The sequence below is a fragment of the Dehalobacter sp. genome, assembly GCA_023667845.1.
Lineage (GTDB): Bacteria > Bacillota > Desulfitobacteriia > Desulfitobacteriales > Syntrophobotulaceae > Dehalobacter.
Window position 1 is genome coordinate 1 of record JAMPIU010000182.1, and the last position, 26,554, is coordinate 26,554.

The 26,554-nt window shown below is 46.8% G+C and carries 19 protein-coding genes; 14 read left to right on the top strand and 5 right to left on the bottom strand.

Features of this window, described 5'->3' with window-relative positions; translation table 11 throughout:
- Positions 1 to 326 precede the first annotated feature (326 nt).
- From NC238_15175 to panB, 4 genes are all read left to right on the top strand, one after another.
- The gene (locus NC238_15175) at positions 327 to 1,376 is read left to right on the top strand and encodes a hypothetical protein (GenBank protein MCM1567249.1); all 1,050 of its coding nucleotides are present in this window, start codon (positions 327 to 329) and stop codon (positions 1,374 to 1,376) included.
- Positions 1,377 to 1,443: 67 nt separating this feature from the next.
- Positions 1,444 to 3,495, top strand: coding sequence for an excinuclease ABC subunit UvrB (uvrB, locus tag NC238_15180; protein ID MCM1567250.1), 2,052 nt, complete (start codon positions 1,444 to 1,446; stop codon positions 3,493 to 3,495).
- Between the two features lie 144 nt (positions 3,496 to 3,639).
- The gene (gene uvrA / locus NC238_15185; protein ID MCM1567251.1) at positions 3,640 to 6,462 is read left to right on the top strand and encodes an excinuclease ABC subunit UvrA; all 2,823 of its coding nucleotides are present in this window, start codon (positions 3,640 to 3,642) and stop codon (positions 6,460 to 6,462) included.
- A 208-nt stretch (positions 6,463 to 6,670) separates the two neighbouring features.
- Positions 6,671 to 7,513 (top strand): 3-methyl-2-oxobutanoate hydroxymethyltransferase, encoded by an 843-nt coding sequence (gene panB, locus NC238_15190; GenBank protein ID MCM1567252.1) that lies wholly within the window; start codon positions 6,671 to 6,673, stop codon positions 7,511 to 7,513.
- 90 nt (positions 7,514 to 7,603) lie between these two features.
- Here the strand turns inward: panB and NC238_15195 are convergent, their stop codons facing one another.
- From NC238_15195 to NC238_15215, 5 genes are all read right to left on the bottom strand, one after another.
- Complete coding sequence (locus tag NC238_15195) at positions 7,604 to 8,749, bottom strand: ABC transporter permease (protein ID MCM1567253.1); 1,146 nt, start codon at positions 8,747 to 8,749, stop codon at positions 7,604 to 7,606.
- Complete coding sequence (locus tag NC238_15200; GenBank protein MCM1567254.1) at positions 8,750 to 9,874, bottom strand: ABC transporter permease; 1,125 nt, start codon at positions 9,872 to 9,874, stop codon at positions 8,750 to 8,752.
- Between the two features lie 9 nt (positions 9,875 to 9,883).
- Entirely contained in the window at positions 9,884 to 10,822 is a 939-nt protein-coding gene (locus tag NC238_15205) for an ABC transporter ATP-binding protein (GenBank protein MCM1567255.1), read from the bottom strand.
- A 157-nt stretch (positions 10,823 to 10,979) separates the two neighbouring features.
- Entirely contained in the window at positions 10,980 to 11,612 is a 633-nt protein-coding gene (locus tag NC238_15210; GenBank protein MCM1567256.1) for a response regulator transcription factor, read from the bottom strand.
- Complete coding sequence (locus NC238_15215; GenBank protein ID MCM1567257.1) at positions 11,602 to 12,723, bottom strand: sensor histidine kinase; 1,122 nt, start codon at positions 12,721 to 12,723, stop codon at positions 11,602 to 11,604. The genes NC238_15210 and NC238_15215 overlap by 11 nt, the downstream gene beginning before the upstream one ends.
- A 284-nt stretch (positions 12,724 to 13,007) precedes the next feature.
- On the opposite strand from NC238_15215, the gene NC238_15220 reads away from it, so the two are divergent.
- The 10 genes from NC238_15220 to NC238_15265 all read left to right on the top strand — a co-directional run bounded on the left by NC238_15220 (position 13,008) and on the right by NC238_15265 (position 26,446).
- Positions 13,008 to 13,805: a Cof-type HAD-IIB family hydrolase gene (locus tag NC238_15220; protein ID MCM1567258.1), complete on the top strand. Its 798-nt coding sequence runs from the start codon at positions 13,008 to 13,010 to the stop codon at positions 13,803 to 13,805.
- A 58-nt stretch (positions 13,806 to 13,863) separates the two neighbouring features.
- A complete protein-coding gene (locus NC238_15225) occupies positions 13,864 to 15,738 on the top strand; it encodes a B12-binding domain-containing radical SAM protein (protein ID MCM1567259.1) in 1,875 nt (624 codons plus the stop codon).
- 240 nt (positions 15,739 to 15,978) lie between these two features.
- Positions 15,979 to 17,160 (top strand): ABC transporter substrate-binding protein, encoded by a 1,182-nt coding sequence (locus tag NC238_15230; GenBank protein MCM1567260.1) that lies wholly within the window; start codon positions 15,979 to 15,981, stop codon positions 17,158 to 17,160.
- Positions 17,161 to 17,195: 35 nt separating this feature from the next.
- The gene (gene rapZ / locus NC238_15235) at positions 17,196 to 18,065 is read left to right on the top strand and encodes an RNase adapter RapZ (GenBank protein MCM1567261.1); all 870 of its coding nucleotides are present in this window, start codon (positions 17,196 to 17,198) and stop codon (positions 18,063 to 18,065) included.
- Between the two features lie 15 nt (positions 18,066 to 18,080).
- Entirely contained in the window at positions 18,081 to 19,445 is a 1,365-nt protein-coding gene (locus NC238_15240) for a YvcK family protein (GenBank protein MCM1567262.1), read from the top strand.
- Between the two features lie 56 nt (positions 19,446 to 19,501).
- The gene (whiA, locus tag NC238_15245) at positions 19,502 to 20,467 is read left to right on the top strand and encodes a DNA-binding protein WhiA (protein ID MCM1567263.1); all 966 of its coding nucleotides are present in this window, start codon (positions 19,502 to 19,504) and stop codon (positions 20,465 to 20,467) included.
- 5 nt (positions 20,468 to 20,472) lie between these two features.
- Positions 20,473 to 22,065, top strand: a complete 1,593-nt coding sequence (locus NC238_15250) for a Na/Pi cotransporter family protein (protein MCM1567264.1) — start codon at positions 20,473 to 20,475, stop codon at positions 22,063 to 22,065.
- A gap of 101 nt (positions 22,066 to 22,166) precedes the next feature.
- The gene (gene trkA / locus NC238_15255; protein MCM1567265.1) at positions 22,167 to 23,498 is read left to right on the top strand and encodes a Trk system potassium transporter TrkA; all 1,332 of its coding nucleotides are present in this window, start codon (positions 22,167 to 22,169) and stop codon (positions 23,496 to 23,498) included.
- Positions 23,499 to 23,513: 15 nt separating this feature from the next.
- Positions 23,514 to 24,968: a TrkH family potassium uptake protein gene (locus tag NC238_15260; protein MCM1567266.1), complete on the top strand. Its 1,455-nt coding sequence runs from the start codon at positions 23,514 to 23,516 to the stop codon at positions 24,966 to 24,968.
- Positions 24,969 to 25,252: 284 nt separating this feature from the next.
- Entirely contained in the window at positions 25,253 to 26,446 is a 1,194-nt protein-coding gene (locus NC238_15265; protein ID MCM1567267.1) for a phosphoglycerate kinase, read from the top strand.
- The last annotated feature ends 108 nt before the right edge of the window (positions 26,447 to 26,554 follow it).

Genomic DNA, 26,554 nt, shown 5'->3' on the forward strand with positions numbered 1-26,554 from the left:
AACACGTGGAATTAAGACTGTGTGACACACTTGCAAGTCTAGAAAATAATCACTTAAGGGTAAAAAGCATTACTGGCTGGGATTGGATTGTATCTAATAATTTATACGCAAATTAGTATAATACATTGATAGAATAAATATACACATAGATAGTTAATTCCTGATATGCAGAGCTGCTTATTATCCCTATGATCAGTCTGAGGGACACAGTTTCGCTGTGAGCGGAGCATTGTAATGAACATTGCATTTCTGATTTGACGGGAGAACGCCAGCTGTTCCATTTGCATAGAATATCCCACAGACATTATTGAACTGGAGGAATCATCATGGGGAACACAAGTGGGATTCGGCATTATTATATTGAGGCATTCACGCCTTACGGTTACGTATCGCTGCTGCCTGAACTGCTAAAAGAAATTAAATATACATATCTTCTCACGGGCGGCCCGGGTACAGGAAAATCAACCATGATGAAGCTCATTGGCATCCAGATGATTGACCGTGGGAATGATGTTGATTATATCAGGTCGATCAGGGAAGCCGATTCAGTTGCCGGTCTGTATCTGCCCAAGCATAAAATATGCTTACTCGATAAGGATGAATTTAACTGGCAGATAAATTTTTGCGGCCCGTACCACCGTGAAATTGATTTTTCTTCCTTCTGCCGCCAGAGCAGACTGGAAGAACACAGTCCTAAAATCAGTCAGCTGGGAGCAAGTCTTGCTGACATTGAGCAGGACATCATTGCCCAGCTCAGAAAAGACTATATGCCAAAAAAAGAAGAGGAATCTGAGGAATCTGAGGAAGATAGCCACGCCTGTCAAAACAAAACCAGGAACCTGGACGCTGTCCTGTCTTTGGCCTGGGAAGGCGATCAGCAAGGTGATGATTCGCCGCATATTGATGAGATCACGCGAATCCTTTCCAGAATAAAAGCAAACAATCTGTCGTTCTATTTTCTCCATAGCCTTCAATTAGAAGGGTGGCTAAATCTTGCTCCAAGATATATTCGGGATTTTGACCGGATTTGCCTGGATGGTGAAGAGTCTGCTCACCTTCTGCGGGTACTGCTCGAAGAGGTTAAATGCCTGGGGCAGGCCATGGAAATCATTGTTCATCCGCTAAAACCGTACACAATCGTCGGTTTGCTCTTTCCGGAAAAGAATCTGGCTGTCTGGAAAGGAAATCCCTGTCGGATTGAAGAGCAGGGTTTCCGGATGGGTCACAGTACGGAGCTGATAGCTATTCTCGAACAATACAGAAAGAACCGCCTCGAATTAAAAAATCTAATTAATGACTCCGTGAATTTCAGGGGATTGGACCATTTCCGCAGCGAGCTCCTGAGCAGTATTTTGACGGACCTCCATCAAGGATGAAACAAAAATGCGGGAATGAGAACAAAATGATATAATAAATATACTGTCTTTGATGGAGGGATATTCTATGGAATTTCGACTGCGGGCTCCTTATAGTCTTTCTGGAGATCAGCCCCAGGCAGTGGACAAGCTTACTGAAGGCGTTCTAGCCGGTAAAAAGCACCAAACGCTGCTTGGTGTTACCGGATCGGGTAAAACATTTACAATGGCCAGCATCATTGAACGCATTCAAAAACCGACCCTGGTCTTTGCACACAATAAGACGCTGGCCGGACAGCTGTATTGCGAGTTTAAGGAATTTTTTCCGGAGAATGCGGTTGAATATTTTGTCAGTTATTATGATTATTATCAGCCGGAAGCTTATGTTCCATCCAATGACCTCTACATTGAAAAAGACGCTTCAATCAATGAGGAAATAGAAAAATTGCGGCACTCGGCCACAGCTGCGTTGTTTGAAAGAAGAGACGTCATTGTTATCGCAAGTGTTTCCTGTATCTATGGTATGGGCTCTCCGGATGAGTACCGGGATATGGTTCTGTCTTTGCGGCAGGGCCAGGAAATAGAACGCAATCAGATGCTGCGCAAGCTGGTTGAAATCCAGTACGACCGGAATGATACCGCCTTTTATCGTGGAACTTTCCGGGTAAGAGGGGATGTCGTCGAGGTATGTCCTGCTTCTACGGATGAAAAGGCAGTCCGGATTGAAATGTTCGGCGATGAAATTGAGCATCTTTATGAGGTGAATCTTCTGACCGGTGAAATCCTGGGAGAACGAAAACATATCTCGATTTTTCCAAACTCCCACTATGTGACCGAACGTGATAAATTAATGCTGGCAGCTGAAAATATTGAGCAGGAGCTTGAAGAGCGCCTGCAATATTTCCGTTCCAGGGAAAAGCTGCTGGAGGCTCAGCGCCTCGAACAGAGAACCCGCTACGATATTGAAATGCTTCGGGAGATGGAATTTTGCAACGGTATTGAAAATTATTCCAGGCATCTTACCTTCCGCAAACCAGGAGAAACACCCTATACTTTGCTGCACTTTTTCCCGAAGGATTTCCTGATGTTCATTGATGAATCGCATCAGACTCTGCCGCAGGTCAGAGGCATGTTTGAGGGAGACCGTTCCAGGAAAAGCACGCTGGTGGAGCATGGTTTCCGCCTGCCCTCTGCCATGGATAACCGGCCGCTGCGTTTTTCTGAATTTGAAATAGTTGTACCCCAAAGGGTCTATGTCAGTGCGACTCCCGGACCATACGAAATGGAGCACTGCCGCGAGGTTGTCGAACAGATTATCCGGCCCACAGGTCTGATTGACCCGGAAATCATTGTGAGGCCCACCCAGGGACAGATTGATGACCTGATCGGCGAGATCCGGCAGCGGATTGCCAGGGACGAAAGAATTCTCGTGACCACACTGACCAAGAGAATGTCCGAAGACCTGACAGACTATCTGAAACAGCTGAATATTAATGTCAGATATCTTCATTCTGATATTCAGACCCTTGAGAGGCTGGAAATCTTAAGAGAACTCCGTCTTGGAGAAATCGATGTGATTGTCGGGATTAACCTTTTAAGAGAAGGCCTTGATTTGCCTGAGGTATCGCTGGTGGCGATCCTTGATGCTGATAAGGAAGGATTCTTAAGATCGGAAAGGTCTTTGATCCAGACTGTGGGCCGGGCGGCACGTAATGTCAACGGAAAAGTCATCATGTATGCGGACAATATGACGGAATCCATGAAAGCCGCGATTGGTGAGACCAACCGTCGCCGAGCGATCCAGGAAGAATATAACAGAGCACACGGGATTATCCCGCAGACCATTCGCAAGCAGATCTATCAAGTGCCTGAAGCGACGAAAGTTGCGGAGAAAAAGACGGCTTATGGGGAAAAAGGCGGCAAGTTAACACCTGAGGAACAGGAAAAAACCATTCAGGTCCTGGAAGAAGAGATGCTTAAGGCTGCCAGGGAACTGGATTTTGAACGCGCAGCTGACTTGAGGGATGCGATCATTGAACTGAAGGGAGAATATGCTGGTATGACACGGAGCAGCCGCTCTAAATCCGGCAAAAACTATTCTTCCGAGAAACAGAACAGATCCCGTAAAAAAAGAAGGTAAATGAATGCGAACAAATGTTCCTTTTTGCTGTTTTTTGGTGTAAGATAAGATCGTGGCAATTATAGTAGAATAGATGTTAAATAAGGAATAGAATCAAGCAAAAATATAGCCTTATCATCTTTAGAAGCCTTATGGAGGAAATGTATGACCCAGGATTATATCAAGGTACGGGGCGCCCGTGTCCATAACCTCAAAAACATTGATGTCGATATTCCGCGGGATAAGCTCGTTGTTATTACCGGCCTGTCCGGTTCAGGAAAATCATCTCTAGCTTTTGACACCATTTACGCTGAAGGCCAAAGACGCTATGTTGAGTCCCTTTCAGCTTATGCCCGCCAGTTTCTGGGCCAGATGGACAAACCGGATGTCGATTATATTGAAGGACTATCACCCGCAATCTCCATTGATCAGAAGACGACCAGCCGCAACCCGCGATCAACTGTAGGAACGGTAACAGAAATCTATGATTATCTCAGACTGCTTTATGCAAGGGTCGGCCATCCGCATTGTCCGAACTGCGGCAAAGAGATCAGTCAGCAGACCGTTCAACAGATGGTCGATCAATTGCTGACCTATCCGGAGAAAAGCCGTCTGCAGATTCTGGCACCGGTAATCAAAGGGAAAAAAGGAGAGCACGTCCGGACACTCGAACAGGTCAGAAAAAGTGGCTACGTCCGGGTGAGGGTGGACGGAGAAGTCAGAGACCTCAGTGAGGAAATACTTCTCGAAAAAAACAAAAAGCACTCCATTGATGTGGTTGTCGACAGAATTTCCCTGAAGCCCGACAGCACCGCCCGGCTCGCCGACTCAATCGAGACTGCGCTAAAGCTCGCCGAAGGCACGGTCCTGGTCGACATCGCGGGTCGGGAAGAGATTCTGTTCAGCGAAAACTTTGCGTGCCCGGACTGCGGAATTGCAATCGACGAGATTGCTCCAAGACTATTTTCCTTCAACAGCCCATTCGGGGCCTGTCCGTCGTGTACCGGACTCGGAGCGAATCTGGAAGCAGATATCGATCTGATTATCCCTGACCGCAGCAAGTCGATCAATGAAGGTGCAATCGTGCCGTGGGCGAAATCGAGTTCGAGCTATTATCCTGCCCTGCTGCAGGGGCTGGCCGAAAAATTCGGCTTCAGTCTGGACTGCCCGGTGAAAGATCTGACACCGGAGCAGTGGCAGGCCCTGGTCTATGGCTCTGATTCACCGATTAAATTCAGTTACTACAATGTCTTTGATGAATTAAAATATTGGAAAGCGCCTTTTGAAGGACTGGTGCCGTATTTTAACCGCCGATATAAGGAATCGACCTCGGACTATGTCCGGAATGAAATAGAAGGTCTGATGACAGAGAAACCGTGCCCGGCCTGTCAGGGCAAGAGGCTGAAACCGGAAGCGCTGGCTGTAAAGATTAATCGTTTATCTATCTATGAGCTGACCCGGCTTACCGTGATGGAGTCCCTGGACTTTTTTAAAAAGATCGTTCTAAGTGAAAAGGAACAGATGATTGCGCGTCAGGTTTTGAAAGAAATCAAAGAAAGGCTTGGTTTTCTTGTTAATGTCGGGCTGGACTACCTGACGCTGGATCGTGCCGCCGGGACACTTTCAGGCGGGGAGGCCCAGAGGATCCGTCTGGCCACGCAGATTGGTTCGAGTCTCACCGGCGTGCTGTATGTGCTGGATGAGCCAAGCATCGGTCTGCACCAGCGCGATAACGCTAAACTGCTGGACACGTTGAAAAAACTGCGGGACTTGGGGAACACGCTTTTGGTCGTGGAACATGATGAGGATACGCTTTTGGAGGCCGACCATATCATTGATATCGGCCCTGGTGCCGGAGCCCATGGGGGGCATATTGTGGCGCAGGGAGATCTGGAAGCGATCAAGGCGTGTGAAGCTTCGATTACCGGGCAGTATCAGACCGGTCGAAAAAAGATTGAAGTCCCGGCTGAACGCCGTCGGCCGAACGGAAAATGGCTTGAAGTAATCGGCGCAGCCCAGAACAACCTGAAACAGCTCCATGCCAAATTCCCATTGGGTGTGATGACTTGTGTAACAGGCGTGTCCGGATCGGGCAAAAGCACGCTGGTCAACGAAATATTATTCAAAGGGCTTCAGATGGAGCTCAAAATCAGCAGCAAAATCCGTCCCGGGGCTTACCAAGAGCTCAAAGGACTGGAGTATGTCGACAAGGTTATCGACATTGATCAGTCTCCGATCGGGCGTACACCGCGATCCAATCCGGCCACGTACACCGGGCTATTTGATTTTATCCGGGACCTCTTTTCTCAGACGCCGGAAGCGAAAATCAGAGGCTATAAACAAGGCCGGTTCAGCTTCAATGTCAAAGGCGGACGCTGTGAGGCATGCCGGGGAGACGGAATCATAAAAATCGAAATGCATTTTCTTCCGGATGTCTATGTGCCGTGTGAGGTATGCCGCGGGCAGCGTTATAACCGTGAGACCCTGGAGGTAAGCTTTAAAGGAAAAAATATTGCGGAGATCCTCGACATGACGGTTGCTGAAGCGGTTGAATTTTTCGCGGCTGTACCTCGGATTGCTCGGAAACTGCAGACCCTGCAGGATGTTGGCTTAGGCTACATCAAGCTTGGGCAGCCGGCTACGACCCTTTCCGGGGGAGAGGCCCAGCGCGTTAAGTTGGCCACGGAGCTCAGCCGCCGCAGTACGGGGAAAACGCTGTATATTTTGGATGAACCGACGACCGGTCTGCACGTTGCCGATGTGGATAAACTGTTAAAGGTCTTACAGCGCCTCGTTGAGGCGGGCGATTCCGTTTTGATCATTGAGCACAATCTGGACGTGATTAAAACCGCCGATTATATCATCGACCTCGGTCCGGAAGGCGGCAGCCGGGGAGGCGAGATTGTCGCAATTGGTACGCCCGAGGAAATCGCCGCGGTTCCGGCATCATATACAGGACAGTTTTTAGGAAAACATCTGGGAATTTAGGACAATGGGTTAAATTCATTAATTTTTACAAGCTGATGTCGTTTTATACGGTATCAGCTTTTATGATTTTTCGACAATGTCATTAATTGGTGTACTCCCCTTGTGGAAAAGTGTCGGCAGGGGGTAGACAATTGAAGGCAGATGGTATATATTATATTGTAAATAATTTTAAGGAATCGTTCCTATATTTTTTGGAGGGAAAGAGAAAATGCGATCGAAAGTCAACATCAATGCGTTGCAGAACAAAGTGAATTTAAGTGAAAAAATTACCATGCTCACGTGCTATGACTATCCAATGGCCCTTCTTGAAGAGAAGGCTGGTATCGATATTATACTTGTCGGAGATTCTATGGCGATGACCGTTCTGGGAGAAGAAACAACCCTGGGCATGGATCTGGATACCATGGTCACACATGCTAAGGCAGTCCGTAAAGGTGCACCCACGGCGTACTTAGTCGGCGATATGCCTTACATGACCTATCAGATCAGCAAAAAAGAAGCCATTCGCAATGCAAGCCGTTTTATGGCAGAGGCTGGCTGCGATGCTGTCAAGCTGGAAGGCGGATCCAATATGGCGGATACCGTCGAAGCTATGGTCAAAGCGACCATTCCTGTCATGGGACATCTTGGCTTAACTCCGCAATCGATGGCTCAATTAGGTGGATTCAAATCCCAGGGACGCGATTGTGCAGGCGCCTTAAAGATTATTGAAGATGCCAGGATTCTTGAGGAAGCCGGTATTAGCCTGTTACTGCTGGAAGCTATTCCGCCTGAAGTCGGCAAGATTGTTACTGAAAGAGCAAATATCCCGGTTATTGGGATCGGAGCAGGTCCATATGTTCATGGACAGCTGATGATCGTCCACGATGCGCTGGGTTTCTTTGACGCTTTCACCCCCAAATTTGTCAAGAAGTATGTGAATCTGAATTCGATCATCTTGGATGCTTTGGAAAGCTACAAGAATGATGTAGTTGGGGAACAGTATCCGGAAGACGGGCATAATTATAACTTTATGAATGGGGAATTGGAAAAGCTTCTCAGGCAAGCATAAAAATCATACAGTAATATGAAGGTTTAATTTTAGATACTGCTGACAACCGTTGTTGGCAGTATTTTTGTTTCTTCAGTACAAACAAATGAATTACACGAATTTCTGGATATTGTTTTCCCTGGCGAACCGGTACACTGCAATTAGGAAGAAAGCCACGGCAAAAGCAATCAAGATAGCAATATTCATCAGGATTTCCGACAGACTGCTGCCGGACTGCATTTTTTGAATCGCATCCAAAGCCCACCATTGCGGCATAAAGTGGGCGATTTTCTGCATGGTTTCGGGCATCAGGCTAACCGGCCAGAAACATCCTCCCAGCATGCAGGTCGGCGTCAGGATAAGCGTAGAAAGCGTGCCTGCCATGTAGGACGAACTGGAAAACGCTGTTGTAATAAGTCCGATCCCGATTGAAACAAGGCCGAACAGCAGAAGGATAAAGAACAGAAGGATTGCAGGCACATAGGTTTCAATACGGAACAGATATTGTAAAGCCACGATGATAAAGAGTGTTTGAACGGTAACGATGATCAGGCTGCTTAGCGCATTTGCACTGAGATATTCCTTTGGCGATACGGGACTCGCACAAATTCTGTGATAGGTCCTGGTTTTTTTTTCATTCAGGATAGCATGAGATGTCAAGCCTGCTCCGAGCATTACAAACATCAGCAGGAAGCCGAAGCTTGTCAGGGTAATATCCTTGCTGACACTTTCGTCCTGCAGTTCGACAGCAGATACCTGGAGCGGATGGCTGCTGTATTCCTGAAACAGTCCCCGGAAAGCTGTCTCGTCCCCGCCGGCAGCGGCAGCCAGATCTTTCAGATTCCGGGTCTGCAGATTAAAAAACTGCTCCAGCCAGGCCGTTGTATCCTGTCCCTTTAACGAGATGATTTTGATTGCTGCCGGAGAGCCGGCAACAATACTTTTTTCATATCCACCGGGGATGATGATAGCTGCCTCCAGGGTTTGATCCAGAAGGTTGTTTTTTATTTCTGTTTCTTGGAGGGGAGTAAGCGTATAGTTTCCCGCTTTAGCAGTTTCCTGGACAAGGTAGGCGGAAAGGGCAGTTTGGTCTTTGTCAATCAGCCCGATTTGGACGGGTTCTGACTTGGCCCCGCTGTAGATCGCCAGTGCAAAGACAATACCGAGCAGCGGAAGAAGCAGATAGACAATATAATTCCCCTTTTTTCTAAAGGTGACCTTTAAGGTGTTCCGGACTAAAAATAGAATGTTTTTCATTCAGACCGCCTCCTTTCTGGATAGGAATGCTGAGACCATTAGAAATGTCGCGGCGACAGCCAGATTGATCAGAATAGCAGGAAGCATGATCGTATAGTCCTGATCATAGATCAATCTGAAAATTGCCTCATTTGTCCACTTAAGCGGAGATAGCGCAGTGATGGCAGTGAGTGGACCATTCAGCGAGGATAACGGGACATACCCGCCGCCGAGGAAAGCAATAATTGGGATCAGAACATTTAGACAAGCGGCACCTGTACCGTCATTGCGAATCAGGTAAGCAATTCCCGTACCCAGACTGATTGCCAGAACAGCTTCAGAGAAAATGATCAGCAGGACCGATAGCAGGTCTGATCCCCAGTACACTTTAAAGAAAAGCGAGCTAAACAGAAGAACGACCGCTGCCTGCACGATGGTTACCAGGAGGCCGCCGAGGGTTTTGCCTGTGAGCAGTTCGATTTTGGTGACAGGACTGCTAAGTATCCGGTTGCCGGTTTTAAAATTCTGTTCATTTTTAACAGACCAGAATCCGGTCAGCGAAGCGTACAGTAAAAAAAGTGTCAGCATGGTTACCGCGTAGTAATCCAGTGAACCGGGTTCTCTTTTTTTGTCTATGGATTCGGACTGAACATAATCTTCTTCAGGACTAGCCATAATGCCCGCTAATGCAGAAGGATTTGTTTGGGCAATCAGCTTAACGGCATCATATCTGGCGGCAAACACTTTAACGGATGATTCAACGAGATTGGCCTCAAAGTTAAAACGCGCATTTTTGTAGACGTGAATTTCCGGGGGGGCGCTCGTCAGCAAAATAAAACAGGAATACCGGTCATTTCTAATACTGCTTAGACCTTCCTCTGGGTTTGTCGTTTCGGTAAAAGTAATTCCCAGCTGTTTCTGCAGCTCCTCCTGAAAGGAATGAAAACTTTCGGTAAGTGCCGGATCTCCTTGAACAGAATAAAGGACACGTATATCGTCCAATACAATATCATTGGAAAATACACCGGAAAAGGCCGTACCCAGGATGACAATCAAGACAATCGGGAAAAGGACCATCATAATATTCGCTTTGGAATCCCGAATGTTCTGTTTGAATTCCTTTAAAATAATATGAATAATTCTCATGGCAGCCACCTAATCCCTTAGACTGCGGCCGGTCAGCGACAGAAATACAGTTTCCAGGTCCGGTGTTCTGCTCTCAACACTTTTGATTGAGAACTTGTTTTCGGTAAAGTAACAGATAATTTTATCAAGGTTGTGGACTTCTTTGGCAGTGCTAATTTTTAGCGTATTTTCTTCAATGTCCATCTGAAGAACCCCGGGTATTTCCCTGATCTTGTCTTCGACAGCTTTCGTGATCGAGTCGTTAACGGTAATCCAGACAATATTGGAGTCGGTTAACAGCGCTTTCAACTCTTCTTTGCTGCCCAGGGCAATCACTTTGCCGTGATCCATGATCGCGATTCGGGAACAGATTTCTTCGACTTCTTCCATGTAATGGCTGGTATAAATGATCGTACAGCCCATCTGATTTAATTTCTTAACAGATTGCAGGATATGATTCCGGGATTGTGGATCGATACCTACGGTAGGCTCATCCATGATAATCAATTTCGGTTTATGGGTAATCGCACAGGCGATATTCAGCCGTCTTTTCATGCCCCCGGAAAAGCTTTTTGGATAACTGTTTGCCTTATCGCTTAATCCGGTAAATTCAAGCGCCTCAGCCGCTGCCTTATTCAGCTCATCCCCTCGCAGATCGTAAAGGCCCGCAAAAAATTTGACATTTTCCAGCGTGGTCAGATCTTCATAAATGGCAATATCCTGGGGAACTATGCCTGTGTTTTTCTTCGAAAAGGCTTTGTTTCTTTTCGTATCTTTATTCAGAATAGAGATCGTCCCTTTATCGATGGATAATAAGCCAATAATCATGTTAATAGCGGTGCTTTTACCTGCGCCGTTCGGTCCCAAAAGTCCAAATATTTCTCCCTGTGCAATGCTGATATTCATGTTATCCACAGCAATGACATCACCGAATTTTTTCGTAACATTTTCCATTACCAGGATGCTCATAATGAACCGCCCCTTTCATTTTCCTATCCATCACTATGATTCATCATAGATACTACTAAAAAAAGGAACCTTTCGTTAGTAGAAAAGGTCACCAATTCGTATGACAAAAGTCATTTGTTTATGATGATTGTAACATTCTTTTGGTTATGTAATGTTTTTATGATCTGGAACCGGTCAGGTAATAAATCGCAATTTGGGTTCTGTGCTCAAGCTCCGTTTTATTCAGGATGGAAGTGATATGATTTTTTACCGTACCTTCCGAGACATAGAGCTCCTTTGCTATTTCGCGATTAGCAAGGCCTTTGGAGATAAGTTTGATGATATCCATTTCTCTATCAGAGAAAAGATCTTCAGCAATTTTGACTTTGGGATTCGTGACCAGTTCCTCCCGAATTTTTTTCATCACACTGTCCTGCATCACAATGCCGCCCTCATATACCATTTTTATCGCGTCCATGATCCGGTCAGGGGAACTGTTCTTCAGCAAATACCCTCTCGAACCGTTTTTTACAGCCGTCAGAATAAAATCATCGTCGTCAAATGTGGTCAGGATCAGTGGCTTGACGGTCGTTTTCTCAGATATTCCTCTGGAAGCCTGCAGGCCGTCCATGACAGGCATCCTGACATCAAGCAGCACGATATCGACTTTCTGGGATTCACAGTATTGGATGGCCTGCAGGCCATTTCCCACACAGGCGGTTACTTCAAAACGTTCGTCGTTTTGAAGTATGATTTTAAGCCCTTCCCGAATCAGGATGTCGTCATCGGCGATAAGTACTTTAATCGGCATTTTCTGCTCCTTTCACAGGCAGTAAGGTAATGACGGAAAAACCGTCTGAACTGTCCAGAATTAGTTTGCCTCCGCAGCTTTCCGTTCTTTCCTCCATCCCTTCCAGCCCCAATCCCTTCTTAATCGATATGGCACCGACTCCATTATCTTTTATTTCGACTTTAATAAGTTTATTCATTATTTCAAGGTTTATTTTCACTTCTCCGGCGGATGAATATTTCAATATATTTGTCAGTGCTTCCCGGACATTTTCCAGGATGATTCTCCATTGTGAATGGGTAATGCAGTTCAGATCACCCCGGTAGTTCAAATGTGTTTTCATTTGGCTGTTAAATGAATGCTCATCCAGAATCGCTTTCAAACGATTAATGCCAAGCTGCTCAGGAGCTGGTTTGATAGTTCTGAGTGTGGAACGGATATCCTCCATGCCTTCTTTCAAGACATGGATAACATTGGAGATAATCTTCTTTGATCTATTCTGGTCCCGGTCAATCACCACGCGGGCGGCTTCAAGCTGGATCAGGCTTCCGGCAAGGACATGCCCAATTTTATCGTGAATATTTTGCGCAAGCGTATTTCTTTCTTCCAGCTGGCTTAAATACTTGACCTGGTTTTCATATTCGGTACCGGAGTGCAAACGGCCGTAAAGAGAATGGTTCTTTTCTCTTAAGAAATCGTTGTCCGCGGCCAGGCGGGCAATGCGCATCGAAGATTTTAGGGACAGTTCATAAATCATGGCGCTCAAAAGACTGATCAGCAGATATTCCGGGATAATACTCCCCGCAAGCAAGAAAAGAGGAAGAGATGTAGAGATCAGGGCATATAATGGATTTTTCCCGAACTGGTGAAACAATTCCAATAAGTTTAACGGCAAAAGAAAAACAAAGAGATTAGAGGCATAGAAAGCAGAGAGAATCAGAAAAACACATATCAAAACCATCCATGTTTTTTTTACGGATTCCTTGGAGGAAATAATATGAAACATACTCACAATGATATAGATAAGTAGAAGTAACAGCACCAGGGGTAAATTGGTCATCCCAGTCAGTACATAGCAAAAAATACTATATAGAATAATCACTAATTTCGTGCCCAAAAGCCAGCTGGTCATCAGATTACCTCGTTCATCCTATTTCAGTATATCAGAAAAACCTTAGGTGCTTTCTGATATATCTATGGGCAACTAAGGCTTACGCCTGTGCCAAAAGGCTTGGCGTAAGCCAAGTTTTCTATATAATCCTACTATAGTTTTTCTACCGGGACCATGTCAACCCTAATTCTGGTATATTATACGTCTGACTACCTTGCCCAAAAATCGAAAAGGCTACGGCCCTGAAGTTCTATGGTATAATAGTATCGATTTATTCGTGTAATCTACCAAAGGAGTGAAATAGATTGATCCGACTTGTTGCCATAGATTTGGATGAAACACTGCTTAACGATGCGTGGCAAATTTCAGAAGGGAACATCAAGGCCATCCGCCGCGCAGTGGCCAAAGGCGTGATGGTTACGCTTGCTACAGGAAGGATGGCTGTATCTGCCAGAAAATACGCCAGCCAGCTGGGTCTGGATGTTCCGATTATTACATGCAACGGAGCCTTGATCGAGCACTCCCTGAGCAGGGAAATCATCTGCCATAAAGTGATTCCGTCAGGATTAGCTATGAAGATTATTCAGCATCTCCAGTCGAAAGAAGTCTATACACAGGTGTTTATCAAAGATGAAGTCTTTACAAATAAATGGAATCAATATTCCAAAGCCTATGAGGAAATGACCGGAATAAAGGTCCAGGAAACGGATGTGCTGCAAATTTTGCACACTGAGCCGGAAGGTGCTGAAAAAATATTGTGCATTTCCGGAGAGGATTATCTCCAGGCTGCTACGGCAGATCTGCGGCAGATCTATGCCGACAGGCTTCATTTTACGCGTTCCAAGCCAATTTTTCTGGATATGATCGATAAAGAGGTCAACAAAGGCAGCGCGCTTAGGGCGTTAGCCGCGAATTTCGGCATCTTGCCGGAAGAAATTATAGCGATCGGGGATAATTTCAATGACCGGGAAATGCTGATGTTTGCCGGCATCGGTGTAGCGATGGGCAATGCCCTTCAGGAACTTAAAGAAATTGCGGATTATATTACAGCTTCAAATAAAGAAGACGGAGTAGCCAAAGTTTTCGAGAAATTTGTTCTGTAAGGTCCATCATAAATCAGAAAAAAGAATCAGCCTAAGAATTCAGGTAAGGAGTTTTAATGTGAAGATCCTGCTCGTTGGCATAAATACCCGGTATGTACATACAAATCTAGCCATTCGCTGTCTGCGTGAAGTCTTGAAGACACAGGGAAACACCGAATGGGAAATCTGTATTCGCGAATTTTCGATTAATGAGCATCTGGACAAAATTGCCGGAGAAATATTTGAAGAGAAACCGGATGTCCTTGGTTTCTCCTGCTATATCTGGAACATTGTCTCCGTTAAGGCCCTGGTACGCAGGCTGAGGCCTGTCTTGCCCGATGCCTTCATCCTGGCCGGGGGGCCGGAAGTATCTTTTGACTGTGATCGTCTTATAAATGAAGTCCCCCAGCTCGATGCGGTCGTTGCCGGGGAAGCTGAACGGGTTCTGCCTGTGCTGCTCGAAGGTTGGTCCGAAGGCAATCTTCCCCGGGATGTTGCCGGTGTTGTCTGGCGACTGCGGAGAGAGGCCGGCGGTCCCCAGGGCCTGGACAGCATGACCGCCTCGGATGGTTTCCGGGGAATGATCAGCGCCGATGCATGTGGCATGGTAGTAACGAATGCAGCAGTACCGGATGCCGTAGATCTGAATCTTCTTCCAAACCCCTACGCGGGGCAAGAGGATCTTCGCGGAAAGCTGGTTTATGTCGAGACAAGCAGGGGCTGTCCGTATAACTGTGAATTTTGTATTTCGTCCACTTTCAAGGGTGTCCGGTTTCTGCAACCGGAGCGTCTTCGTCCCATTTTGCGGCAGCTTTTTGCGAACGGGGCAAGGACGATTAAATTTGTGGACAGAACATTCAACGCATCCAAAACGCACGGGTTTCAAGTTCTTGACCTATTTAAAGAGGAAGCTGAACGGGAGTACGAAAAAACAGGACCGGAGGGCACATATGGATTGTCTGGGGACATTCCACGGGCTCATTGCGAGATAGCCGGAGATTTGCTGGATCAGGACTGGCTGCAGTACTTGCAGAACTATCCAACAGGAATGATTCAATTAGAGATAGGAGTCCAGTCCACCCATCCACCTGCTTTAAAAGCGATCCGCCGATCCCAGAATTTTGCGGACTGGAAAGATAAGGTTCGTTATTTGCAGCACGATTGCGGTATACCGGTTCATTTGGATCTTATTGCAGGCTTGCCCCATGAGGGGTGGGCAGAATTCCGCAAGTCATTTGATGAAGTTTTTAATCTCAGACCGAACCATTTGCAGCTTGGTTTTCTCAAGGTATTGAAGGGTTCGGGAATCCGCAGGCAATGTACCCGATACGGGCTGAAATACTGCCCGGATCCGCCCTATACGGTCCTGAAAACACGGGAGTTGAGCCACGAACAGGTTTTGGACCTGGTCCGAATAGAAGAAATTCTGGAAAGGTACTATAATTCTGGAAGGTTTAAGTTTTCACTCGAAGTTGTTCTTGCTGATCGGCAGAGTCCGTTTGATTTTTTTGATGCTCTGGCCAGATACTGGCACGGCAAGGGCTGGTTCCAAAGAGAATGGAGTTCCAGGTCACTCTTCGAGAATATCTGGGAATTTCTGATGGAACAGCCGGACGGCCGGACCGCACTGAATCGGAAACTTTGGCGCGAAGCACTGCGTTTTGATTATTTTGTCGCTGAACGTCCCGGGCAAATCCCTGATTTTCTACAGAGAGCAGAAGAGACTGTCCAGGATAAAAGTTGGAAAGAAGAGATAAGGAAGGACCCGATTTGGCAGAACCGGATTCCTGCGTCTGAGGGCATGGACAAAAGGCAGTGGATTAGAGCTACGGCTATCGAATATTTTGAGCGGGATATTCCAACAGGGACTACAGAACATTCCCCGGGAAAAGGCGGCTGGTATTTGTTCTACTACGGTCGAAAGCCGACCCAGTATTTTAAAGTTGAAAGTTGAAGCTCCTAAAAGCATATAGAAAACCAATTGACAAAAACAGTCTCAGAAAGTAGTATTTGTAACTTTCCAGCGGACGGATTAGAATAAGAAGAAAAGAAACGAATATTTGCTCGGGTTAGTCTCCGTAATGGATGGCGCAACAGCCGAGAAGCGGTGTTGTGGCCCTCAGACTTGCCCTAGCATAATGGTTTTTTATTTTAGTGAGATTGTATCAGGTATGAGGAGAGGAAATCGCTCTGAATGGAAAAAAGGCTGAAAGCACTTCCGTGTATTATGATAATTATATTGAGCTTAACGGCTTTAACAGCTTGTTCCAAGGGACCCTCTCCGGGGAAACCCGGCGGAGACGCCCCTGCGGTAATCTCTGTCTGGTATTCGTTGGACGGCAAAGAAGAACAGGCTTTACTTGCGCAGTTTGCCAGAATCAATAAGGAATATCCCGAAGTATCGGTTAAAGGTGAAAAAATTGCTGAGGCAGATATTGTCCAGCAGGTCTGGAACTACCAAGCCGGAGCAGAGGGGCCGGAAATTGTGATTGCTAGAAGACAGATCCTTGATGCGCTCTATAAAAAAGGAGCGGTCTCACCTGTCCTGGCGGATATCGACTCAGCCTATCCGGCGGCGAGAGCGGTTTTTACGTATAATAAACAAGCATTTGCAGCACCCTGGCTTACGGATGTACCACTGCTCTACTACCGCAAAGATAAAGTACCGGTGCCCCCGGCAAGTCTGGCGGAAATCTGGGAGAAACATTCCGTCATCGCAGTTCCGGGTCTGAATGCGTCGCTGCTCAGTCCGTGGTGGAGGGCTGAGGGAGGAACGTTAAGCACTAACGGTATTCCAGCCCTGAATTCGCAGAAGAATCGGGCTTTTATCAACAATTTTGCAGCGCTTCGTCAGCAAAACCAAGTGCTTTTGGACAGCGCGGCCTTAGCCCGGTTTGCCGGGGGTGAGACCGGTTACCTGCTGACCTGGGCCAGTGACAGTACCAAACTGACGAACATAGGCGGAAACTGGGACTGTCTGTCCTTCTATTCTTTACTGGGAGCCAAGGGACAGGTTTTGCTGGATCATACGATCGGAATCGCTAATTCATCCATAAAGACGATTCCTGCCATGGAAAGCGCAATTAGGCTGGTTGAAGAAGAACTGCTGAAGCCGGCGGCGGAAGAGGCGATGTTTCAAGCCGGCGGCAGGCTGCCTGTTAACAGTGCGTATTACGAATCGGCGGCGAAGCGTTTTCAGTCAGAGGTTGCTTTGTCTTTGCAGTCTGCCTGGTATTTGGAGGGTTCAGTGAACGACTGGACGTATTTGGACCTCCTAAATTCCAGCTGGCAGAATATTGCAGGAGGGGCCAATATGGAAAGTGAACTCGCTCGTATTCAGCAGGATGCGTCGGATATTGGCAAGCAAACGAAATAATCAGGAAAGGAACAATTCAGGTGGGGGAAAAGGCTATGAAAAGAGAAGCATTGAAACTGGTGATTATTACCGGTTTGTCCGGGGCTGGGAAAACGCAAGCCCTGCAAAGTATGGAAGACCTTGGATTTTTTTGCGTTGACAATCTTCCGCCGAGCCTTATTGAAAAGTTCGTTGACTTGTGTGCCCAATCCCAAGGAAAAATAGACAAAGCTGCCATTGTCTGTGACTTACGCGGCGGAGATTTCTTTTCTTCTTTAAACCAGGCGCTCGCGGATCTGCAGGAGGCGGGATATCAATACGAAATTTTATTCCTAGAGGCTTCGGACGATGTTCTGGTCAACCGTTATAAAGAATCAAGAAGAAGGCATCCCGTATCTCCGAAGGGAAATGTGCTGGAAGGCATTCACAAAGAGCGGCAATATCTTGCCGATTTACGCGGGAATGCAAGCAAGATCATTGACAGTTCAGACCTGACAACCGTACAGATGAAGGAAAAAATCAGGAATCTGTTTGGAAAGGAATACGATCCGGCCAGGATGTCTGTATCGGTTGTTTCTTTCGGGTTTAAATTTGGGATACCGCTGGATGCCGATACAATCATCGATGTCCGTTTTCTGCCTAATCCGTATTATTTAAAGGAACTTAAACCCCTGAACGGCAAAGATAAAGAGGTCAGGGATTATGTTTTGCTGAATCCTACCACGACTGATTTTATCGGCAGGTTTTTTCATATGCTGGAATTTATTCTGCCGTTATATCTCAAAGAAGGTAAAAGCCACCTGGTCATTGGCATAGGATGTACAGGGGGGCAGCACCGTTCCGTGGCAATTGTTGAGAAAACAGCGGAGTTCCTGCAGATGAACAATTACTCCTGTGTTATAAACCACAGAGATATCAAAGGATAGGAATGGTTTGACGAGATGGAACTTCCGAAAAAATATTTGGAAATGTGCAAATGGTTCTATCCAAATTTAGGTGTAAAAAGATATTTTCTGTTGGCAATCCTCGGTTTATTTCTTGTCGCCGGCGGACTTTCGGTCATCAGCTCCGGGGAAACCCTCGGATTTATTGAAGTGCAGTTTCGGGAGATCATCTATCAGCTGGCCGGCAAAGATACCGTAATGGTGGGTCCGACGGGGGTCGTTACCTGCCTGGCAGGAATGGCTATTGTTTTTATTGCGTTTAAAAAAATGATCAGCTCTATCATTTCCGTGCTGATTCCGGAAAATGAAGATAGAATTCTCGATGTGATCTATTCCCGCCGTCAATTGAAGCGAGGACCTAAAATTGTTGTTATCGGTGGAGGTACGGGGCTGTCGGCGTTGCTGAAAGGGCTAAAAGAATATACCAGCAATCTGACGGCTATCGTTACCGTTGGGGATGATGGCGGAAGCTCGGGGCGTCTGCGTCGAGAGCTTGGAATTCTGCCGCCCGGGGATATCCGTAACTGTCTGGTTGCTCTGGCCGAAAAAGAAGATATCATGGAAGAACTTTTTTCCTATCGCTTTGATACCGGGACGCTGGCCGGACACAGCCTCGGGAATTTGTTTCTTGCAGGTCTGGCCGGAAGATTCGGCGATTTTCAGAAAGGCATCGAGCAAATTGGCAAAGTATTCGCCTTGCGCGGGGAAGTATATCCGTCAACGCTTTCTCAAATCACCCTGAATGCTTATTTTGAAGACGGTAGATTCATTAACGGCGAGACAGCCATCCGGACGACGCCTGGAAAGATCAAAGTTCTCAATATTATGCCCCAGGATTGTCGGCCCTTGCCCGGAGCTTTAGCGGCGATTGAAGATGCCGACCTGATTGTTCTTGGGCCGGGGAGTCTTTATACCAGTATCATTCCGAATCTATTGGTGAAAGGGCTTCGCGACAAGATTGCTTCGGCCAAGGCTCCGTGCATTTATGTCTGCAACATTATGACGGAACCTGGAGAGACTGACCATTATGCGGTCGCCGACCATTTAAAGGTAATTATCGAGCATGCTGGGAAGGATCTGGTTGATGCGGTGCTGGCTGCCAGAGAAAATATATCTCAGCAAGTCAGGGAACGCTATCAGGCAGAAGGCGCTGAGGTTGTGGACGGTGATGCCGCTGAGGCCGAAAAACTGGGTGTTCGTTACTTTGAAGGCAGTTTTTACACCGGCGGGGAAGTTGTCCGGCATAATCCGGATAAGCTGGCTAAAGAAATTCTGCGTCTGTTATTCCGTCTGAAGCCCGTGAATGAGAGAGTCGCCATGGTTGATTCGTATCTGCTGAATCGAAAAATTAAGTCGATATAAATATAAGCCGCTGTTGACGAAAAAGGATATTATTTTGAAGGGCCGGAGTTGATGGTATGTCGTTTAGTGCCATAACCAAAGAGGAACTAGCCAGACTGGAGCTGCAGAAGGATTGTTGTGAGCTGGCTGAGCTGGCTTCGCTTATCCGCATGGATGGAACACTGCAGATCAGCGCGAATCAGAAATATTCCCTGAACGTGATCACTGAAAGCGCTCCTGTGGCGCGAAAAATATATAACCTGGCCAAAGAATCGCTGCATCTGCCAGCCGATATTGTGGTCAGGCGGAAATTAAGACTGAAGAAAAACAATTCTTACCTGGTGAAGATTTACCCCAGAGAGATGAGTGATCTGCAAAGACTCGGATTGTTTAATGAAGAGGGAGAAATCCAGGCCGGAATTGATAAGAAACTTATTGCCAAAAAATGTGACCAGAAGGCTTACCTCCGCGGGGCATTTCTGGCCGGAGGCTCGATCAGCAACCCTGAGGGGAATTATCATATGGAGATTATCACGAATGATCCGGTTCTGGCAGGAGACCTGAGCAAACTTTTGAACAAATTCGATCTAAAGGCGAAGGTCAGTACCCGTAAGAATTTCCATGTGGTTTATTTAAAGGAGAGCGAACATATCGTCGAGTTTCTGGCGCTGATTGGTGCCCACCAGGCGTTATTTGAGTTTGAAAATATCCGGATCATCAAAGAAATGCGCAACCAAGTTAACCGGATCGTTAATTGTGAGACTGCCAATCTGAATAAGACGGTGGACGCCGCAGTACGTCAGTTAGAAAACATTCGGCTGATTGAAAGGACCATCGGACTCAAAGCCCTGCCGGAAAATCTGCAGGAGATTGCTTGCCTGCGTCTGGAATTTCCAGATTATACCTTGAAAGAACTGGGTGAAATTCTGACCCCGAAAGTCGGTAAATCCGGCGTCAATCACAGACTGCGCAAGATTGAAGAGATTGCCGAAAAGATCCAGACGGATAAGAACAAACCACAGCCTGGCAAAGGAAAGAGTTAAAGCAAATGTTTTCGATCACGATGGTAATGCAATTTCTAGGCGGACTGGGACTGTTCCTGTACGGGGTTAATGTTACTTCGGAAGGGCTGCAGAAAATTGCCGCGAAAAAGTTGAAAAACATCCTGGCCTCTTTAACTAGAAAGCCTTGGGCGGCGACCCTATTCGGAATTGTGATGACAGTCGCGCTGCAAAGCAGTACCGCGACAACGGTCATGATCGTCGAATTTGTCAATTCAGGCCTGATGACGCTGACCCAGGCGCTTGGTGTTGTTCTGGGGTCAGCGGTCGGGACCTCGATCGTCATTCAATTAATCTCTTTCCCAATCCTGGATTTTGCACTTTTGCTGCTTTTCATCGGATTTATTATGTTTTCTCTTGTCAGAACCACGCTGGCCAAAAGTATCGGACAAGCGCTGATCGGTTTTGGCTGTATTTTTGTTGGCATGTCTTTGCTTTCTGGAGCATTTTCACCGTTGAAAAGCTCGCCTGATGTCGATGCGTTCCTCTCCCAGTTCGGGACAAACCCGATTCTCGGTATAGCCATAAGTATGGTTGTGACAGCATTACTGCAGAGCAGTGCTGCGTTTCTGGCAATTCTGATTTCCCTCTCCACACACGGACTGCTGTCTGTGGAATCGGTCATCCCGCTGGTCATGGGGGCTCACATCGGGGGGACGCTGACGACTTTGTTTTCCTCTCTCAGCGCTGAACGGGCCGATGCGGTCAGGGTAGCCGCAGCCAACACGCTTTATCGTCTTGCTGCAGCGGTAATCTTACTGCCGTTTTTTTCGTACTTTACCCGGTTTATCGAATGGAGTGCTGCGGACCTGCCCCGGCAGGTAGCGAATACGCATCTTTTTTCGGCAGTCTTAATGGTGATTTTATTTCTGCCTTTAAACAAAATCTTAAGCAAATGGCTGATTAAGCTGATCCCGCAGCGAAGGGACGAAGGCAAAAAACCAAGGCTTATTTATATTACCAAAGCAGCTCCTGAACTGCCGGCTGTTGCTTTGACCCAGGCAAGACAGGAAATCCGCTGGGTGGCGAATAAGATCCTTGAGAATATGGTTCAAATACTGCCGCGTATCATCTTTTACGGGGATACAAAAATACTTCAGGAGCTGGAACGGACGGAGCGGGAAGTAGACTGGCACTATCAGGAACTGTCGAAATTCTTTACGGAATTATTCCGTCGGAATATGACCCGGGAACAAATTGTCGAGAGCCACAGCTACCAGTTGATCATTAAGGAACTTGAATATATTGCCGACAGCCTGATTGTGATGGCCAGGCTGGGGGCCAGGATTCATGCTGCCCAGATAATGGTTGAAGAGACTGATCAGGAAAAGGCCGGAGAATTATACATCGCTGTATCGAGCAATTTTTTAACCCTGCTGCGCTATTTGGAAAGAGGGGATCAGGCTCTTGCTTTGCTGATCATCAAAGCCCATCAGGATATTATCGAAATCTATAATCAAGTTCAGAACAGCCTGACTTGCCGGATCTCCAAAGATGATCAAGGTATGCAGGAATTGAACAGCTGGCTGTATAAAATTGGGGAGCATATTGTCCGGATCGCCAAGATATTGCAGGATTAGATGTAAATTAATTTCACAAATCATGAGAAAACACTGTTGAAAATCTTTGGTTTGTGCTATATTGTAGCTCTAAAACAGTAATAGGAACCGGAGGGGTTAACGTGCGGGTAGTCATTGTGGGAGCTGGAAAGGTTGGTTTCGGTCTGGCGCAGTACCTCGTTGATGAAGACCATGATGTCATTGTTATTGAGGAAGATGAAACACGCCGGAATATTATCCAAAACAGCCTTGATGTCATGACTATTCAAGGAAATGGAGCGAGCCCCAGGGTCTTGATGAACGCGGATGTCCGGTCGGCAGACTTGATGATTGCGGTCACCGACAGTGATGAAGTGAACATGGTAGCGTGTATGGCCGCGAAACAGGCCGGAATACATCAAACAATCGCCCGAATCCGTAATAGCGAATATATTGGTAACGAGGAATCCGAATTCCATCGTTCTTTGGGAATCGATCTGACGATTAACCCTGAACATGTTACCGCGGTTGAAATAAGCAGGATCTTATTTATTCCGGCAGCACTAGAGGTCGAAGATTTTGCCGATGGAAAAGTCAGGTTGTTGGAAGTAAGGATCCGGCCAGAATCACCGCATACAAATATCCCGATTTCCGAACTGGATCTTCCAAAAGATATTTTAATTGTTGGCATTCTGCGTAAAAACAGGATGATCATACCGAACGGCGCGGAGATGCTGAAGCCAAGCGACAATGTTTTTCTTGTCGGCGATCCGCAAGCTTTAAATGAGATCCAGGATGAGTTTACCGAAAAGATGGTCCCGGTCAAGAAAGTCATGATCATCGGAGCCGGCCGAATTGGCCGCAATCTGGCCGTTCTGCTCGAAAAGGCAGGTATGATCGTCAAGGTGATCGACAAGAATCCGGAACGGTGTCAGGCTTTGGCCAAAAGCCTCAAAAAGGGAACTGTGTACTGCGGAGAAGGAACCGATGTTGATCTGTTGATGGAAGAAGGGGTCGGAGATGCCGATGCCGTAGTCTGTCTGACAGATGACGATAAGCTGAATCTGCTTCTGGCCCTAATGGCCAAAGATCTGGGTGCCCAGAAAACAATTTGCCGGGTAGGAAGAACGGAGTATATTCCCCTGATGGAAAAGGTAGGAGTGGATTCTGTCTTATCACCAAGATTGATCACAGCCGGTTTTATTCTGAGCCAGGTCCGCAGGGGTAAATTTATTTCCGTGGCTCTGCTGGAAGGGGCCAAAGCGCAGGCTATGGAAATCGGCATATCTCCGACGTCCAAAGTTGCCGGCAAGAAGCTGAAAGAGGTCAGGTTTCCCTACAATTGTCTGGTTGGAGCAGTCCTGCATCAAGGTCGGGTTTACGTGCCAAACGGTGAATCCGTTCTGATGCCCGGTGACCAGGCGATAATCTTTGCACTGCCTGATACGATCATTAAGGTCAATAAATTCTTTTAACGGAGAATCAGGATCATGAATTTTACGCTGCTGGAAAATATCTTGGGAAGGTTCTTGATTGCCTACAGTTTTGCCATGGTTGTTCCGATTGCTGTTGCACTGTTCTTTCAAGAGAAGGTCGGCTGGGCTTTTCTAATTTCTTTTTGCGTTACCGTCATTGTCGGAACAGTTATGCGCCTGCATGGAAAAGTTGAAGGCAAAATTAGCGTGCGGGAAGGCTTTGCAGTTGTCGGGGGAGCCTGGATTTTTGCGTCGCTGTTTGGGGCGCTACCTTTTATTATTTCCGGCGTCGTTCCAACCTATATTGATGCGTTATTCGAAGTGGTTTCCGGCCTGACAACGACGGGATCAAGCGTATTGAGTAATCTGGAGGTTCTGCCCAGGAGCATTCTTTTCTGGCGCAGCCTGACCCACTGGATGGGCGGGATGGGGATCATCGTGATGTTTATTGTACTCCTCCCGAACCTTGGCATTGGGGCAGTCCACATCTTTAACTCCGAAGTCCCTGGACCGATTTCCGAGAAGATTGTTCCGAGAATCAAAGATACTGCGCTGATTCTCTGGGGGATCTACGCAGGGCTTACAGTGGCGACGATTGTGCTGCTGTTGTTCGCGGGGATGTCCCTTTTTGATGCGGTGAACCATGCCTTTGCCACTGTGGCGACAGGCGGCTTCTCCACGCGCTCGGCAAGTATTGCTGCCTACAATTCTTTCCCTATTGAGCTTGTTCTGACCATTTTCATGTTTATCGCAGGTTCAAACTTCAGTCTTTTCGTCCAGGCTTGGCGGAAACGTTCTTTGCGTCCGCTCAAAGATACGGAATTGAAATATTATTTTTTAATAGTTGTTGTGTCTACGCTCATTATCACCGGTTCACTTGTCATCCAGCAGGGCTGGGGATCACTTGCTGCTCTGAGACATTCCGTCTTTCAAGTGGTAACGCTGATGACGACTACCGGATTTGCATCTACTGATTTTGACCAGTGGTCGGGGCTAGCAAAATTGATTTTATTTTTTTTAATGTTCATCGGCGCGAGTGCCGGATCCACTGCCGGTGGTTTAAAAGTGTCCAGAGTAATTTTATTGGTCAAAATGGGTCTGGCTCAGCTCAGACAAGCGATCCATCCGCGCTTGGTAGTCAATATTGTTGTTCAGGATAAAGTGATTGACACGACAGTGCTGAGTAATGTGGGACGGTTTTTCTTCGTTTACTTCCTGACGTTTGCTATCGGGTCTATTCTTTTGGCCGGTACAGGTCTGGAGCCTTTTGATGCGATGTCGGCAGTTATTGCGAATCTCAGCAACGTTGGACCAGGGTTTGGCGTCGTCGGACCGATGTTTACCTATGCACCGATTGAACCTTTCGGGAAAATTGTTTTGACAGCGTGTATGCTGCTGGGCAGGCTGGAACTCTTTACCCTGCTGGTCTTTCTAACGCCGGAGTTTTGGAAATCGAAAAAAAGCTGGTAAGCTGCTGGTAAGCTTATCTCAAAAAACTGGCTACGGCCAGTTTTTTTGATGGTGGCCTAATGCCGAACGAAGATTCTGTGAATATGAATTGCCTAATGAAAAAAACATGCGCAAACAAACAAAAACATGTTAAAATAAAACATAAAAACAAACAAATATGTTCATTTGAACAGAAGGAATCCGGGAAATGATATTCTGAGCATACGACCGAATAAGAAAATAAGGGAAAAGGGAAACTAAACCTGTTCTCCAAACATATGAAAGAAAAAGAGGGAGATATAACGATGAATAAAATCGGAATCGATGAAATAGACGTAAAGGGAAAGTGTGTTTTCGTACGCGTGGATTTTAATGTGCCGATGGACGATCAGCAAAATATTACGGATGATACCAGAATCAGGGCTGCACTTCCGACGATCCGTTATCTGAAAGAAAACGGTGCTAAAGTCATTTTGGCTTCCCACCTCGGAAGACCCAAAGGCAAAGTCAATCCCAAATATTCACTGGCACTTGCAGCAGCACATTTAGGCATTCTGTTGGAAACCGAAGTGAAGCTCGCTCCTGATTGCATCGGGCCCAAGGTTGCAGCGCTGGTTGAACATATGGAAGATGGGCAGGTTCTGCTTCTGGAAAATGTCAGATTTCATGAGGAAGAGGAAAAGAATGATCCTGATTTTGCACGCAGCCTGGCCGGCTTAGCCGATATCTACGTGAATGACGCGTTTGGAGCGGCGCACCGGGCGCATGCCTCAACTGAAGGGATAGCCCAATATATACCTGCTTATGCTGGATTCTTGATGAAAAAAGAAGTGGACATCCTTGGCCAGGTGCTCGGTCAGCCGACCAGACCATTTGCTGCGATTATTGGTGGAGCAAAGGTCAGTGATAAAATTGGTGTCATAGAAAATCTGCTGAAAAAGGTGGATGTTCTGATCATCGGAGGCGGGATGGCCAATACGTTCCTGAAGGCACAGGGCCTGGAAGTCGGGAAATCACTGATTGAAGAGGACAAGGTGGAACTGGCCGCCGAACTTCTCCGGCAGGCCGAGAGTACCGGCGTAAAACTGATGCTCCCGCAGGATGTAGTCGTTACGCTGGAGTTCAAAGCGGACGCCCCGTTCAGAGTTGCAGAGGTCTCCAATATTCTTCCGGAAGAAATGGCTTTGGATATTGGCCCGGCAAGTGCTGAATTATTTGCAGAGGCGATTCTGCCTGCGAAGACTGTCATATGGAACGGCCCGATGGGCGTATTTGAAATGGAAAACTTTGCGCGGGGCACGGAACAAATCGCGCTGGCGATGGCTAGATGCCAGGGAACAACGATTGTCGGAGGTGGGGACTCTGTTGCTGCTGTGGAAAAAGTAGGTGTGGCAGAAAAACTGACGCATATTTCTACCGGAGGGGGAGCTTCGCTCGAATTCCTGGAAGGAAAGATTCTGCCGGGTGTAGCAGTACTAAAAGAAAAAACTGAAAACTGAAATTGACTCAATTTCAGGTATTAGCGGAATTTAAAGAATCAGTCTACGAGATATGAATATCACAAAATAAGATATAAAAATATCAGGCATAGGAATATATTACAGATA